General features: G+C 71.9%; 18 protein-coding genes. 4 read left to right on the top strand and 14 right to left on the bottom strand.

Going from position 1 to position 14556, the window contains the following annotated elements:
• Position 1 precedes the first annotated feature (1 nt).
• The 6 genes from trpC to hisI form a co-directional block, all read right to left on the bottom strand.
• Positions 2-811, bottom strand: coding sequence for an indole-3-glycerol phosphate synthase TrpC (gene trpC, locus ACFV9H_RS13640; protein ID WP_384595552.1), 810 nt, complete (start codon positions 809-811; stop codon positions 2-4).
• 161 nt (positions 812-972) lie between these two features.
• Complete coding sequence (locus ACFV9H_RS13645) at positions 973-1452, bottom strand: DUF2752 domain-containing protein (RefSeq protein WP_385397273.1); 480 nt, start codon at positions 1450-1452, stop codon at positions 973-975.
• 50 nt (positions 1453-1502) lie between these two features.
• Entirely contained in the window at positions 1503-1754 is a 252-nt protein-coding gene (locus tag ACFV9H_RS13650) for an HGxxPAAW family protein (protein ID WP_385397275.1), read from the bottom strand.
• Positions 1755-1880: 126 nt separating this feature from the next.
• Positions 1881-2573 carry a TIGR02234 family membrane protein gene (locus tag ACFV9H_RS13655; protein WP_385397277.1) on the bottom strand — a complete coding sequence of 231 codons (693 nt, stop codon included), beginning with the start codon at positions 2571-2573 and terminating at the stop codon, positions 1881-1883.
• Between the two features lie 14 nt (positions 2574-2587).
• Positions 2588-4078: an anthranilate synthase component I gene (locus ACFV9H_RS13660; RefSeq protein ID WP_385397279.1), complete on the bottom strand. Its 1491-nt coding sequence runs from the start codon at positions 4076-4078 to the stop codon at positions 2588-2590.
• A gap of 19 nt (positions 4079-4097) precedes the next feature.
• Positions 4098-4460, bottom strand: coding sequence for a phosphoribosyl-AMP cyclohydrolase (gene hisI, locus ACFV9H_RS13665; RefSeq protein WP_385397280.1), 363 nt, complete (start codon positions 4458-4460; stop codon positions 4098-4100).
• Positions 4461-4544: 84 nt separating this feature from the next.
• Here hisI and ACFV9H_RS13670 point away from each other — a divergent pair, with 84 nt between their 5' ends.
• On the top strand, positions 4545-5177 hold the full coding sequence (locus ACFV9H_RS13670; protein ID WP_385397281.1) for a TIGR03085 family metal-binding protein: 633 nt from the start codon (positions 4545-4547) through the stop codon (positions 5175-5177).
• Between the two features lie 222 nt (positions 5178-5399).
• On the opposite strand, the gene hisF is transcribed toward ACFV9H_RS13670, so the two are convergent.
• The 8 genes from hisF to hisD are packed head-to-tail and all read right to left on the bottom strand — an operon-like array spanning position 5400 to position 11125.
• Positions 5400-6155 carry an imidazole glycerol phosphate synthase subunit HisF gene (gene hisF / locus ACFV9H_RS13675; protein WP_385397282.1) on the bottom strand — a complete coding sequence of 252 codons (756 nt, stop codon included), beginning with the start codon at positions 6153-6155 and terminating at the stop codon, positions 5400-5402.
• The gene (locus ACFV9H_RS13680; RefSeq protein ID WP_385397283.1) at positions 6152-6559 is read right to left on the bottom strand and encodes a RidA family protein; all 408 of its coding nucleotides are present in this window, start codon (positions 6557-6559) and stop codon (positions 6152-6154) included. Before ACFV9H_RS13680 ends, hisF begins: the two co-directional genes overlap by 4 nt.
• On the bottom strand, positions 6556-7293 hold the full coding sequence (gene priA / locus ACFV9H_RS13685) for a bifunctional 1-(5-phosphoribosyl)-5-((5-phosphoribosylamino)methylideneamino)imidazole-4-carboxamide isomerase/phosphoribosylanthranilate isomerase PriA (protein WP_385397285.1): 738 nt from the start codon (positions 7291-7293) through the stop codon (positions 6556-6558). The genes ACFV9H_RS13680 and priA overlap by 4 nt, the downstream gene beginning before the upstream one ends.
• Positions 7293-7937, bottom strand: coding sequence for an imidazole glycerol phosphate synthase subunit HisH (gene hisH / locus ACFV9H_RS13690; protein WP_385397287.1), 645 nt, complete (start codon positions 7935-7937; stop codon positions 7293-7295). The genes priA and hisH overlap by 1 nt, the downstream gene beginning before the upstream one ends.
• On the bottom strand, positions 7934-8101 hold the full coding sequence (locus ACFV9H_RS13695) for a hypothetical protein (RefSeq protein ID WP_329386683.1): 168 nt from the start codon (positions 8099-8101) through the stop codon (positions 7934-7936). The genes hisH and ACFV9H_RS13695 overlap by 4 nt, the downstream gene beginning before the upstream one ends.
• A gap of 2 nt (positions 8102-8103) precedes the next feature.
• A complete protein-coding gene (gene hisB, locus ACFV9H_RS13700; protein ID WP_030155936.1) occupies positions 8104-8697 on the bottom strand; it encodes an imidazoleglycerol-phosphate dehydratase HisB in 594 nt (197 codons plus the stop codon).
• Complete coding sequence (locus ACFV9H_RS13705) at positions 8694-9806, bottom strand: histidinol-phosphate transaminase (protein ID WP_385397289.1); 1113 nt, start codon at positions 9804-9806, stop codon at positions 8694-8696. Before ACFV9H_RS13705 ends, hisB begins: the two co-directional genes overlap by 4 nt.
• Positions 9803-11125: a histidinol dehydrogenase gene (gene hisD, locus ACFV9H_RS13710; protein ID WP_385397291.1), complete on the bottom strand. Its 1323-nt coding sequence runs from the start codon at positions 11123-11125 to the stop codon at positions 9803-9805. The genes ACFV9H_RS13705 and hisD overlap by 4 nt, the downstream gene beginning before the upstream one ends.
• A 124-nt stretch (positions 11126-11249) precedes the next feature.
• Between hisD and ACFV9H_RS13715 the strand changes: the two genes are divergently transcribed.
• From ACFV9H_RS13715 to ybaK, 3 genes are read left to right on the top strand one after another with little or no spacing between them, the layout of a single operon-like run.
• Positions 11250-12845, top strand: coding sequence for an oxidoreductase (locus tag ACFV9H_RS13715; protein ID WP_385397293.1), 1596 nt, complete (start codon positions 11250-11252; stop codon positions 12843-12845).
• Positions 12846-12879: 34 nt separating this feature from the next.
• Positions 12880-13617, top strand: coding sequence for an LON peptidase substrate-binding domain-containing protein (locus ACFV9H_RS13720; RefSeq protein ID WP_385397295.1), 738 nt, complete (start codon positions 12880-12882; stop codon positions 13615-13617).
• Positions 13617-14111, top strand: a complete 495-nt coding sequence (gene ybaK, locus ACFV9H_RS13725) for a Cys-tRNA(Pro) deacylase (protein ID WP_385397297.1) — start codon at positions 13617-13619, stop codon at positions 14109-14111. Before ACFV9H_RS13720 ends, ybaK begins: the two co-directional genes overlap by 1 nt.
• Positions 14112-14556: the final 445 nt, after the last annotated feature.

Here is a 14556-nt window from a genome sequence, read left to right on the forward strand (position 1 = left end):
GTCAGCTCCGCCCGTGACGCAGGGCGGGGTGGGCGCCGGCGGCGACGAGGTCGGCCACGGCCGCCTTCGGGTCGCGGCCGGTCACCAGGGACTCCCCGACGAGGACGGCGTCGGCGCCCTCGTTCGCGTAGGCGATGAGGTCGTGCGGACCGCGGATGCCGGATTCGGCGATCTTGACGATGTGGTCCGGGATCTCGGGGGCGACGCGCTCGAAGGTGGAGCGGTCGACCTTGAGGTCCTTGAGGTTGCGGGCGTTGACGCCGATGATCTTGGCGCCCGCGGCGACCGCGCGCTCCACTTCCTCCTCGTCGTGGACCTCCACGAGCGGGGTGAGCCCGATGGACTCGGCCCGCTCGATGAGGGAGACGAGGGCCTCCTGCTCCAGGGCCGCGACGATCAGCAGCGCGAGGTCGGCGCCGTAGGCGCGGGCCTCCCAGAGCTGGTACGCCGTGACGATGAAGTCCTTGCGCAGGATGGGGATGTCCACGCGGGCGCGGACGGCCTCCAGGTCGGCCAGCGAGCCGCCGAACCGGCGCTGTTCGGTGAGGACGGAGATGACCGCGGCACCGCCGGCCTCGTAGTCCGCGGCGAGCCCGGCCGGATCGGCGATCGCGGCCAGCGCGCCCTTGGAGGGGCTGGACCGCTTGACTTCGCAGATCACCTTGACGCTGTCGCCGCGCAGGGCAGCGACGCCGTCCTTGGCCTGGGGCGCCTTGGCGGCACGCTCCTTGAGCTCGTCGAGGCTCACGCGGGCCTGCCGTTCGGCAAGGTCTTCGCGGACCCCTTCGATGATCTCGTCGAGCACACTCACGCGAGCGGCCCCCTTCCGGGTCGATGACGGTCGGCCGCCTTGCAGACACGTACAACTGCAAGGTCAGCAATCAAATGGTATCCGCAGGTGAGCACCCGGTTGACGCCGTCCCAGTAACTGGACATTCGGAATACGGGCTTCATACGGGCCCCGCACGGGCCTCAGGGGGCCAGCGCCGAGCCGAAAGAAAGATTTCGGACGACGGCGAAAACGAGCGCCACCACGCCCACCCCCCACCAGTACTGCGGCCGCAGGGCGAGCCTCGGGGTGGGCCCGCCGCGATAGGCGCGAACCAGCCACAGGGCCGCGAATCCCGCGAAGACGAAGTAGCCGACGACGGCCAGGGCATTTGCCCCGAATGCTGCCGGCAGATCGCCGTGGGCGAACGCGTGCGCGCTCCGCAGTCCACCACAACCGGGGCACAGGATTCCGGTCATCCGGAACAACGGACAGACCGGGTAATGGCCCGGTTCATTGGGATCCACGGCCCCCACATACGCAAACGCCGCGACGACCCCGACCAGGGTGATCGCCGGAGCGGCGAGCCGCCGGGCACGGGAAACCCGGGCGGCGGGAAGCTCCGACGACGGCACGAGATCGGGATTGCGAGAAGCGTCCACCCGCTGATTCTCGCCGATCATGACAAAAGGCGCAGCCCGACGGGCCGCGCCTTTCGGAACCTCGGTACCGCTCAGACCTTGGCGGGGACCTTGGAGGCGGCGATGACCTCGGCGAGGTCCTTGTGAGCGGCCTTCGGCGCGCCCATGCCCGCTGCCTTCATCGCCATGCCCACGACACCGCCGAGCGCGACGACGACGAGACCGGCCCAGAAGCCCCATGCGTTCGCGATCACCATGAAGGCGCCGGAGATGCAGAAACCGATGAAGGCGATGATGACACCGGTCCAGGCGGCCGGGGTGTGTCCGTGGTCTGTGCCCGCCATGAGTTGCTCCTCGTTGCTCTGCCGCGATGCTGTGTGTGTGGAAAGCGCGGTCTGTGTCGAACGCTCGGTGACATTGTCCCGCACCCGGCCGGGGCCGCACTCACGGGGGTGGGGTCGAAGGGCCCGTCAGCGCCCCTGATCGGAGGTCGGATCCTCGCCCCGGTCCAGAGCCTTCCACAGATCCTCCGGACGGTCCGGATCCACCACGGCGGCCTTGCGGGGCCGCGGGCTGCCGTCACGTTCGTAGCGGCCGCCCATGGCCGGCCAGCTCCGGCCGAAGCGCAGTGCCAGCAGCCCGGCGACCAGGATCAGGGCCGCGCCGGCGGCCGTGACGTACGGCCAGGCCGTTTGGGTCATTCCCGCCACCTTCGCCGCGGTGTCCGCGGTCGTCCGGGCGGCCTCCGCGTCGAGGGCGCTGCGGCCGTCGGCGGCGAAGACGGCGGCCAGCGCCGCGCCCAGGCCGCTGAGCGCCAGCAGGGCGGAGACCAGCAACCGGCTCTTGCCGCGTACGGCGAAGACGGCGACGAGGGCGGCGAGCCCCACGATGGCCAGGGCCGCGGGCAACCCGGTGACGGTCTGCCCGTCGGCGGTCAGCCGGAGCGAGTCACCGCCGAAGGCGGTGGTGCCCCGGGCCCAGACCCGGCCGGAGGCGAGCAGGACGACGGTGGCGCCGAGCGTGCCGAGCAGCAGGGCGACGGCCACGCTGCGGCGGCCGCCTCGGCTGTCCGGCGCCTCGGGCCGTGGCTCGCGCTCCGGCTCGTGCTCCGGCTCGGGGACGGCATCGTTTCGGGGCGGGGGTACGGCACTCACGTACCCCACTATCCCCTACGGCCTCACGCGCCGTGGAGGCGGTTCGCCGCTCCGACCGCGCGCAGCACCGCGGCCGCCTTGTTGCGGCACTCGTTGTCCTCCAGCTCGGGCACCGAGTCGGCCACGACCCCGGCGCCCGCCTGGACGTACGCCGTGCCGTCGCGCAGCAGCGCGGTGCGGATGGCGATGGCGGTGTCGGAGTCCCCGGCGAAGTCCAGGTAGCCCACGCAGCCGCCGTACAGGCCGCGCCGGGTGGGCTCCAGCTCCTCGATGATCTGCATGGCGCGCGGCTTGGGCGCGCCGGAGAGCGTGCCGGCCGGGAAGCAGGCGGTGAGCACGTCGAAGGCCGTCTTGCCCTCGGCGACCCGCCCGGTGACGGTGGACACGATGTGCATGACGTGCGAGTACCGCTCGATCGACATGAAGTCGACGACCTCCACCGATCCCGGCTCGCAGACCCGGCCGAGGTCGTTGCGGCCCAGGTCGACGAGCATCAGGTGCTCGGCGCGCTCCTTGGGGTCGGCGAGCAGCTCCTCCGCCAGGTCGTGGTCCTCCTGCGGGGTCGCGCCGCGGTGCCGGGTACCGGCGATGGGGTGGACCATGGCCCGCCCGTCCTCGACCTTGACCAGCGCCTCGGGGCTGGAGCCGACCACGTCGAAGCCGTTGTCGAAGCGGAAGAGGTACATGTACGGGGAGGGGTTGGTGGCCCGCAGCACCCGGTAGACGTCCAGCGCGGAGGCCTCGCAGGGTGTCTCGAACCGCTGGGAGGGCACCACTTGGAAGGCCTCGCCGGCCCGGATCCGCTCCTTGATGTCCTCGACGGCGTCCTGGTACTTCTCGCCGCCCCACAGGGCCGAGAACTCGGGCAGCTCGGAGGCGGGGAGCGGGGCCGGGGTGTAGGGGGCGGGCCGCGCGAGGTCGGCCTCCATGGCGTCGAGGCGGGCGACGGCGTCCGCGTAGGCCTCGTCCACGCCCGTGTCGAGGTCGTTGTGGTTGATGGCGTTCGCGATGAGCAGGACCGTGCCGTCCCAGTGGTCCATGACGGCCAGGTCCGAGGTGAGCAGCATGGTCAGCTCGGGCAGTTCGAGGTCGTCGGCCGTGTGGTCGCCGATGCGCTCCAGGCGGCGCACGATGTCGTAGCCGAGGTAGCCGACCATCCCGCCGGTGAAGGGCGGCATGCCGCCCGCGAGGTCGCGGGGAGTGTGCAGGACCTCGACGGTCGCGCGCAGGGCGTCGAGCGGGTCGCCGCCGGTCGGTACGCCGACGGGCGGGGCGCCGATCCAGTGCGCCTGGCCGTCCCGGACGGTCAGGGTCGCGTCGCTGCGCACCCCGACGAAGGAGTACCGGGACCAGGAGCGGCCGTTCTCGGCGGACTCCAGCAGGAAGGTGCCGGGGCGTTCCGCGGCCAGCTTCCGGTAGAGCCCGACGGGGGTGTCCCCGTCGGCCAGCAGCCTGCGGCTCACGGGGATGACGCGGCGGTCGGCCGCGAGCTTGCGGAAGGTGTCGAGATCCATGGCGTGGGACCCAATCCGGCTATTCGGCCAGCGGAAGGACATCGGCGTCGAAGCAGGTGCGGGCGCCCGTGTGGCAGGCGGCTCCGACCTGGTCGACCTTGACGAGCAAGGTGTCGGCGTCGCAGTCGAGGGCGACTGACTTCACGTACTGGAAGTGGCCGGAAGTGTCCCCCTTCACCCAGTACTCCTGCCGGCTGCGGGACCAGTACGTGCAGCGGCCGGTGGTCAGCGTGCGGTGCAGGGCCTCGTCGTCCATCCAGCCGAGCATGAGCACCTCGCCGGTGTCGTACTGCTGGGCGATGGCCGGTACCAGGCCGTCGTCGGTGCGCTTGAGGCGCGCGGCGATGGCGGGATCGAGGGAGGACGTACTCATGGGTGCCATTGTGCCGCGAGATGGGACCGGTAATGGATCTCTGTCCGCCTGATGAGCAGGCGCGGGGCGAGTTCCAGCCGTAGGCTGGGCCGCATGTCTACCCATGCGAAGCGTGAACGACTGCTGCTGGCCGACCTGTTGGAGGCCGCCGGCCCGGAGGCCCCGACGCTGTGCGACGGCTGGACCTGCCGGGAACTCGCCGCGCACGTGGTGGTCCGCGAGAGGCGTCCGGACGCGGCGGGCGGGCTGCTGCTGAACGTGCTGAAGGACCGCCTGGACAAGGCGATGGCGGAGTACGCGGCCAAGCCGTACGAGGAGCTCATCCAGCTGATCAGGACGGGCCCGCCGAAGCTGTCGGTGTACGCGCTGAAGCAGATCGACGAGGCGGCGAACGCGGTGGAGTTCTACGTCCACTCGGAGGACGTACGGCGGGCCCAGCCGGACTGGTCGCCGCGGGAACTGGACCCGGTGTTCTCGGACGCGCTCTGGTCCCGCCTGGAGAAGCTGGCCCGCCTGACGGGCCGCCGCTCCCCGGTGGGCCTGGTACTGCGGCGCCCCGACGGCCGCACGGCCGTTGCCCACAAGGGAACGCCGGTGGTGACGGTGACGGGCGAGCCGGGTGAGCTGACGCTGTTCTGCTTCGGCCGCCAGGACGCTGCCGCTGTGACGCTGGAGGGTGACAAGGCGGCCGTGGCCCAGCTGACGACGGCGCAGCTGGGCATCTGACCCTGCGGGCCGCCTGCCGGGGGCTCCGCTCCCGAACCCCCGCGCCTCAAACGCCGGCGAGGCTGGAGTTTGCCTGATGCCGTCCGCCAGGCGCGGCTATCTCAGCCCCGCCGGCGTTTGAGGCGTGGGGGTCCCCCCGGACGGAGTCTGGGGGAGGGTCTGGGGCGGGGTGGGGGCCGGCTCCGCCGCAGCGGTACCCGCGCCCCCGGCCGGACAGTGGCCTCAGCGGACCGGGTGGCCCGCTTCGCGAAGGGCGGCCTTGACCTCGCCGATGCGGAGGTCCCCGAAGTGGAAGACCGACGCCGCGAGCACCGCATCGGCTCCCGCTTCGATGGCCGGTGCGAAATCGGACAGCTTGCCGGCACCACCCGAGGCAATGACGGGGACCGTCACGTGCTTGCGTACGGCCGCGATCATCTCCGTGTCGTAGCCGTCCTTCGTGCCGTCCGCGTCCATCGAGTTCAACAGGATCTCCCCGGCGCCCAGTTCGGCCGCCCGGTGCGCCCACTCGACGGCGTCGATGCCGGTGCCCCGGCGGCCGCCGTGCGTGGTGACCTCGAAGGAGCCGGATTCGGTCCGGCGGGCGTCGACGGACAGGACCAGCACCTGCCGGCCGAAGCGCTCCGCGATCTCCTGGATGAGCTCGGGGCGGGCGATGGCGGCGGTGTTGACGCCCACCTTGTCCGCTCCGGCGCGCAGCAGCTTGTCCACGTCGTCCGCGGTGCGGACGCCGCCGCCCACGGTCAGCGGGATGAAGACCTGCTCGGCGGTCCGCCGCACCACGTCGTACGTGGTCTCGCGGTTGCCGGAGGACGCGGTGATGTCGAGGAAGGTGAGCTCGTCGGCGCCCTCGGCGTCGTACAGCTTGGCCATCTCCACCGGGTCGCCCGCGTCGCGCAGGTTCTGGAAGTTGACGCCCTTGACGACCCGGCCGTTGTCGACGTCCAGGCAGGGGATCACCCGTACGGCGAGGGTCATGCGACTCCTCCTTCGGAAGCGTCGGGCTCCTTGTACGCCTCGACCTCCACCTCGACGACCATGGACGGGTCGACGAAGCCGGAGACGATGAGCATCGTCGCCGCGGGGCGGACGGCGTCGAAGAGCTCCTTGTGGGCACGGCCCACTTCGTCCACGTCGCGGGCGTGCGTGAGGTACATGCGGGTGCGCACCACGTGCTCGGGTCCGAGACCGGCCTGGGCGAGCGCCTTGAAGGCGACGCCGAAGGCGGCGACGGTCTGGTCGTACGGGCCGCCGGCGTCGGCCGCGGTGCAGCCGGAGACGAGCACGAGCCCGTTCGACAGCTGCACGGCGCGGGAGTACGCGATCACGTCCTCGTAGGGGCCGCCGGAGGAGATGCGACGTACGTCGGAGGAGTTGCTCATGCGGACACCACCTTCAGGGCTTCTTCCAGGGTGAAGGCCTTGGCGTACAGGGCCTTGCCGACGATGGCACCTTCGACGCCCTGCGGTACGAGCGCGGACAGGGCGCGCAGGTCGTCGAGGGAGGAGATGCCTCCGGAGGCGACGACGGGCCGGTCGGTGGCGGCGCAGACGTTCTTCAGCAGCTCCAGGTTGGGGCCGGTGAGGGTGCCGTCCTTGCCGATGTCGGTGACGACGTAGCGGGCGCAGCCTTCGGAGTCCAGGCGGGCGAGGGTCTCGTAGAGGTCGCCGCCCTCGCTGGTCCAGCCGCGGCCCTTGAGGGTGGTGCCGCGGACGTCCAGGCCGATCGCGATCTTGTCGCCGTGCTCGGCGATGGCCTTGGCGGCCCACTCGGGGGTCTCCAGGGCCGCGGTGCCGAGGTTGACGCGGGTGCAGCCGGTGGCGAGGGCCGCGGCGAGCGAGGCGTCGTCGCGGATGCCGCCGGACAGCTCGACCTTGATGTCCATGGCGCGGGTGATCTCGGCGACCAGGGCCCGGTTGTCGCCGGTGCCGAAGGCGGCGTCCAGGTCGACCAGGTGCAGCCATTCGGCGCCGGAGCGCTGCCAGGCGAGGGCCGCCTCCAGCGGGGAGCCGTAGGAGGTCTCGCTGCCGGACACGCCGTGGACGAGGCGGACGGCCTGGCCGTCGCGGACGTCGACGGCGGGGAGGAGTTCCAGGGTCTTCGGCGTCGGAGTCATCACAGGGTCTCGATCCAGTTGGTGAGGAGCTGGGCTCCGGCGTCTCCGGACTTCTCGGGGTGGAACTGGGTGGCCCACAGGGCCCCGTTCTCCACGGCCGCGACGAACCGCTCGCCGTGCGTGGCCCAGGTGACCTTGGGCGCGCGGATCACCGGGTTGGTGACCTCCAGGTTCCAGTCGTGCGCCGCGTAGGAGTGCACGAAGTAGAACCGGGCGTCGGCGTCCAGACCGGCGAAGGCCTGGCTGTCGGCGGGGGCCTCGACGGTGTTCCAGCCCATGTGGGGGACGATCGGGGCCTTGAGCGGGCCGACCGTGCCGGGCCACTCGTCCAGGCCCTCGGTCTCGACGCCGTGCTCGATGCCGCGCTCGAAGAGGATCTGCATGCCGACGCAGATGCCCATGACGGGGCGGCCGCCGGAGAGCCGGCGGCCGATGATCCAGTCGCCGCGGACCTCGCGCAGGCCGTTCATGCAGGCGGAGAAGGCGCCGACGCCGGGGACGAGGAGTCCGTCGGCGTCCATGGCCTTGTCGTAGTCGCGGGTGATCTCCACGTTCGCGCCGACGCGCGCGAGGGCGCGCTCGGCGGAGCGGACGTTGCCGAAGCCGTAGTCGAAGACGACGACGTTCTTGGTGGCTGCGCTCATTCCCAGATCCCTTGGATTCGCAGGACTCCGGCGGCGAGGCACATCACGGAGCCGATGGCGAGCAGGACGACGACCGACTTGGGCATCTGCTGCTTCTGGAAGGAGTAGACGCCGCCGGCCAGGAAGAGGCCGACGACGATCAGGATGGTGTTCAGCCCGTTCACGGCTAGAGGGCGCCCTTCGTGGAGGGAAGGATGCCGGCGGCGCGCGGGTCGAACTCGGCGGCGTAGCGCAGGGCTCGCGCGAGGGCCTTGAACTGGCACTCCACGATGTGGTGGGCGTTGCGGCCGTACGGGACGTGGATGTGCAGGGCGATCTGGGCCTGCGCGACGAAGGACTCGAAGATGTGCCGGGTCATCGTCGTGTCGTACTCGCCGATCATCGGCGCCATGTTCTCGGGCTCGGTGTGCACGAGGTAGGGGCGGCCCGACAGGTCGACGGTCACCTGGGCGAGGGACTCGTCGAGCGGCACGGTGCAGTTGCCGAAGCGGTAGATGCCGACCTTGTCGCCGAGGGCCTGCTTGAAGGCGGCGCCGAGCGCGAGCGCGGTGTCCTCGATGGTGTGGTGGCTGTCGATGTGCAGGTCGCCGTCCGTCTTGACCGTGAGGTCGAAGAGGCCGTGGCGGCCCAGCTGGTCGAGCATGTGGTCGTAGAAGCCCACGCCCGTCGAGACGTCGACCTTGCCCGTGCCGTCGAGGTTTATCTCGACGAGGACCGAGGTCTCCTTCGTGGTCCGTTCGACCCGTCCGATGCGGCTCATGCGTGCTGCTCCTTCTTCAGTGCGCGAACCGCTTCCAGGAACGCGTCGTTCTCGGCCGGGGTGCCCGCGGTGACCCGCAGCCGGCCCGGCACGCCGTTGTCCCGGACCAGGACGCCCTGGTCGAGGATCTTCTGCCAAGCGGTGTGGGAGTCCTCGAACCTGCCGAACTGGATGAAGTTCGCGTCGGACTCGGTGACCTCGTAGCCGATGGCCCGCAACTCGACGACGAGGCGGTCCCGCTCGGCCTTGAGCTGCTCGACGTATCCGAGCAGGGTGTCGGTGTGCTCCAGCGCGGCCAGCGCGGTCGCCTGGGTGACGGCCGACAGGTGGTACGGCAGGCGCACCAGCTGGACGGCGTCGACCACGGCGGGGTGCGCGGCCAGGTAGCCCAGGCGCAGGCCGGCGGCGCCGAAGGCCTTGGACATGGTCCGGGAGACCACCATGTTCGGGCGGCCCTCGATCAGTGGCAGCAGCGAGTCGCGGTGGCTGAACTCCACGTACGCCTCGTCCACGATGACCAGGGACGGCTTGGCCGCCTGCGCGGCCTCGTAGAGCGCGAGGACGGTCTCCGCCTCGACCGCGGTACCCGTGGGGTTGTTCGGCGAGGTGATGAAGACGACGTCGGGGGCGTTCTCGGCGATGGCCTGCTCGGCCGCGGCCACGTCGATCGTGAAGTCCTCCCGGCGCGGCCCGGAGATCCAGCCGGTGCCGGTGCCGCGGGAGATCAGCGCGTGCATCGAGTAGGAGGGCTCGAAGCCGATCGCGGTGCGGCCGGGCCCGCCGAAGGTCTGCAGCAGCTGCTGGATGACCTCGTTGGAGCCGTTGGCGGCCCATACGTTCTCCCGCGCGACCGGGTGCTTGCCCGTACGGGTGAGGTAGGCGGCGAGCTGGGTGCGCAGCTCGACCGCGTCCCGGTCGGGGTAGCGGTTGAGGGTGCGGGCGGCTTCCGCGACGCGCTCGGCGATCCGCGCCACGAGCTCTTCGGGGAGCTCGTACGGGTTCTCGTTCGTGTTGAGCTGCACGGGCACGTCGAGCTGCGGGGCGCCGTACGGGGTCTTGCCGCGCAGCTCGTCCCGGATGGGGAGGTCGTCGATTCCGATGGCGGTCACTGGTTCGGCACCTTCCATCCGAAGCGCGCCTTCAGGGCGGCGCCGTGCGCGGGCAGGTCCTCGGCCTCGGCCAGCGTCACCACGTGGTGGGTGACCTCGGCGAGGGCGTCGCGCGTGTAGTCGACGATGTGGATCCCGCGCAGGAAGGACTGCACGGACAGGCCCGAGGAGTGGCAGGCGCAGCCGCCGGTGGGCAGCACGTGGTTCGACCCGGCGCAGTAGTCGCCGAGCGAGACCGGGGCCCACGGGCCGACGAAGATCGCGCCGGCGTTGCGCACCCGGGCGGCCCAGGCGGCGGCGTCGGCGGTCTGGATCTCCAGGTGCTCGGCGCCGTACGCGTCGACGACCTTGAGGCCGTCCTCCAGGCTGTCGACCAGGACGATCGCGGACTGCTTGCCGGCGAGGGCGGGCTTGATCCGGTCCTCGACGTGCTTGGTGGCCGCGACCTGCGGCTCCAGCTCCTTCTCGACGGCGTCCGCGAGCTCCGCGGAGTCCGTGACGAGGACGGCGGCGGCCAGCGGGTCGTGCTCGGCCTGGCTGATCAGGTCGGCGGCGACGTGCACCGGGTCGGCCGTGGAGTCGGCGAGGACCGCGATCTCGGTCGGGCCGGCCTCGGTGTCGATGCCGATCTTCCCGGTGAAGTAGCGCTTGGCGGCGGCGACCCAGATGTTGCCGGGGCCGGTCACCATGTTGACGGGCAGGCAGTCCTCGGTGCCGTACGCGAACATCGCGACGGCGACGGCGCCGCCGGCCGCGTACACCTCGTCCACGCCGAGGAGCGCGCACGCGGCGAGGATCGTCGGGTGCGGCAGGCCCCCGAACTCCTTCTGCGGCGGGGACGCGAGCGCGATCGACTCGACGCCCGCCTCCTGGGCGGGTACCACGTTCATGACCACGGAGGACGGGTACACCGAGCGGCCGCCCGGGGCGTACAGCCCCACGCGCTCCACCGGAACCCACTTCTCGGTCACCGTGCCGCCGGGGACCACCTGGGTGGTGTGCTCGGTGCGGCGCTGGTTGCGGTGCACGATCCGGGCGCGCCGGATCGACTCCTCGAGGGCCGCGCGGACGGCAGGGTCGAGCTCGTCGAGCGCGGTCTTGAGGGCCTCGGCGGGCACCCTGACCTGCTCCAACGTCACCCCGTCGAACTTCTGCGCGTACTCGATCAGCGCCGCCGTGCCACGATGATGGACGTCCTCGCAGATGGGCCGCACCTTCTCCAGGGCAGCTTCTACGTCGAACTCGGCACGGGGCAGCAGATCGCGCAGGGCGCCACCCTCGGGGAGGGCGTCACCGCGCAGGTCGATACGAGAGATCACCTCCCAATTCTCTCAGACCGCCCAGCACCACCGTTCGCCCGTATCACTGGCTGATACACGCCCCGGATGTCACAGGCCCCCGATAGCTTTGATCTACACGCAGTGCGAGCGGAGGGGGGCCGCCATGACCGAGACGCGCGCGGGCGAGGAACCGGCGGATCTGACCGCCGCCGAGCGCCGCATGTGGGAGGCGTACCGCACGGGCAGCGTCTGCGATCTGAGCGAGCGCGCCGCCGACCGGGACGATCCGCACGGCGACCAGGTGTGGGGCCCCGACCGCAGCGTCCGCGCCCGGGTGGTGGCCCTGCTGCTGCTCCACGGGCCGGCGTCGGTGCCGGGCCGGGTGGCCTCGCTGAAACTGCGCGGCGTGCGGATCGTCGGGAAGCTCGATCTGTCCGGTGGCGCGGTGGGCCCGTACGTGGAGCTGCAGTCCTGCCGCTTCGACAGCGAGGTCCAGCTCTCGGAGACGCGCTTCGGCACGTTGCGCCTGGTCAACTGCGCGATACCGCGGCTGGAGGCGGCGCGCCTGCACACCGAGGGCGATCTGCACCTGCCGCGCTGCCGGGTGCAGCGCGGCATCCGGCTGACCGACGCGCAGATCGGCACCGACCTGCTGATCAGCCAGGCCGTGGTGCAGCGGGACTCCAAGGGGCGGGCGATCACCGCCGACGGGATGTCGGTGGCGCAGGACTTCCAGGCCGAGCTGCTGGAGACGTACGGGGAGGTGAGCCTGCGCGGCGCGAAGGTCGGCGTGTCGATGAACCTGCGCGGGGCCCGCCTGCGCAATCCGTACGGGAAGTACGCGCTGAACGCCCCGCAGCTGACGGTCGAGCGGACCTTGTACCTGACCTCGATCGCGCTGGACTACGTCCCCGGCACGAACTCCTCCACTCCCCCGTACGGGCTGGGGCTGACCCCGACGCGCGGGCAGCGCGCGCAGCGCTTCGTGTGCCGCGGCGGGCTGCGACTGGACGACGGGCGTTTCGGGGACGCCATCGACTTCTACGGCGCCCGGTTCGGGCTCACCGCCGAGCAGGAGGTGTCCCTGCGCCGGATCCAGACCCCCGAGTTCCGCTTCGTGGGCGAGCGGCCGGAGCAGGGGCGGGTGGTGGTGTCCGGGGCGAAGGTGGTCAAGCTCGTCGACACCTCCACGAGCTGGCCCGGGCCGGGCGGCGTGTCCATCGAGGGCTTCGTCTACGAGAACCTCGCGCCGCGCGGTCACTTCCCCCTCGCCCGCCGGCTGGAGTGGGTGGAGGCGGCGACGCCCGAGTACTCGCCGGAGCCGTACGAGCGGCTGGCCGCCGTACTGCGGGCCAGCGGAGAGGACGCGGACGCCCGCGAGGTGCTGCTGGCCAAGCAGCGGCGGCGCCGGGCCACGCTGCCCACGGGGCAGAAGGCGTGGGGCTACCTGCAGGACTGGACGGTGGTCTACGGGTACCGGCCGGGCCGGGCCGCCCTGTTGATGGCGGTGCTGTGGGCGGCCGGGGCGCTCCTCTTCTCCCGGCACGATCCGCCGCCGATCAAGGAGGACGAGCACCCGCTGTGGAACGCCCCGCTGTTCGCGCTGGACCTCCTCCTCCCGGTGATCGATCTCGGCCAGGAGGGCCACTGGAAGCTGGAGGGCGGCTGGCAGTGGGGGGCCGCGACCCTCGTCCTGCTGGGCTGGATCCTGGCCACGACGGTGGCGGCCGGAGCCTCCCGGCTGCTGAGGCGGGGGTGACGGGGCCGGGCTCCCGGCCATTACCCTGTGCCTCGTGACCACCGTTCGCCTGCCACTCTTCCCGCTCAACTCGGTGCTGTTCCCGGGACTCGTCCTCCCGCTGAACGTCTTCGAGGAGCGTTATCGCGCCATGATGCGCGAGCTGCTGAAGGGGGGCGCGGACGAGCCGCGCCGCTTCGCCGTCGTCGCGATCCGTGACGGCCGGGAGGTGGCCCCGACCGCGCCCGGACTGCCGGACCAGACCGCCGTCCCCGAGCGGGGCCCGGCCGCGGGCTTCGGCTCGGACCCGATCCAGGCCTTCCACCGGGTGGGCTGCGTCGCGGACGCGGCGACCATCCGGGAGCGGGAGGACGGCAGCTTCGAGGTCCTGGCTACGGGCACCACCCGCGTACGCCTCCTGTCGGTGGACGCGTCGGGCCCGTTCCTGGTGGCGGATCTGGAGGAGCTCCCCGAGGACGCCGGCGAGGGCGCCGGCGCACTGGCCGAGGGAGTGCTGCGGGCCTTCCGCAACTACCAGAAGCGGCTGGCGGGAGCGCGGGAGCGGTCCCTGACGGGTGCGGAACTCCCCGACGAGCCGTCGGTGGTCTCCTACTTGGTGGCAGCGGCGGCGGTGCTGGACATCCCGGCGAAGCAGCGCCTGCTCCAGGCCCCCGACACGGCGACCCGCCTGGCGGAGGAGCTCAAGCTCCTGCGCACGGAAACGGCGGTCATCCGCCACCTGCCGTCCCTCCCCGCGGTCGACCTGACCCGCGCGCCGACGAGCCCGAACTGATGGCGAAGAAGCAGAAGCAGGCGGCGGGCACCCCGGCGATCGTCGCCCTTTCGGCCGCGGGTGTCGCTTTCACCTCGCACGCGTACGAGCACGACCCGGCGCACCCCTCGTACGGCGAGGAGGCGGCGCAGGCCATGGGTGTCTCCCCGGACCGGGTCTTCAAGACGCTGATCGCGGACGTGGACGGGGTACTGACGGTGGCGGTGGTCCCGGTCTCGGGCCAACTGGACCTGAAGGCCCTGGCCGCGGCGGTCGGCGGCAAGCGGGCGGCGATGGCCGATCCGGCGCTGGCGGAGCGGACCACGGGGTACGTCCTCGGCGGCATCTCCCCGCTGGGGCAGCGGCGCCGGCTGCGTACCGTTCTGGACGCCTCGGCCTCCGCGCATGCCACCATCTGCGTCTCGGCGGGCCGCCGCGGCCTGGAGGTCGAACTGTCCCCCGCGGACCTGACCACCCTCACGGAAGCCGTCCTGGCCCCGGTGGCCCGCCCGTAGCCTGCGGCGCCGCCACTGGGGCTTGCCCGTATCCGATCCGCCTGCGGCGCCGCGTCCTGGGGCTCTGCCCCAGACCCCGCGCCTCAATCGCCGGCGAGGCTGAAATTGCCCTGCGGGCACTCCAGCCCTCTCGGCACACCAGCCCGGCCGGCGTTTGAGGCGCGGGGTCGGGGGCGGAGCCCCGATCTTTGAACAGCGGAAGAACGGCGGCGAGGCGCACCGGGCAGCCGACAGCAGCCACACCCAGCCTCGCCGGCGTTTGAGGCGCGGGGTCGGGGGCGGAGCCCCGATCTTTGAGCAGCAGAAGCACGGCGGCACCGGAACCCCCAGCCCCTCCGGCGATTGAGGAGCGGGGTACGGGGCGGAGCCCCGGGTCTTTGAGGCACACCGGGCAGGCGAGGGCAGCCACATCCAGCCCCGCCGGCGTTTGAGGCGCCGGGGGCTG

This window comes from Streptomyces sp. NPDC059874 (assembly GCF_042731135.1).
Taxonomy (GTDB): domain Bacteria; phylum Actinomycetota; class Actinomycetes; order Streptomycetales; family Streptomycetaceae; genus Streptomyces.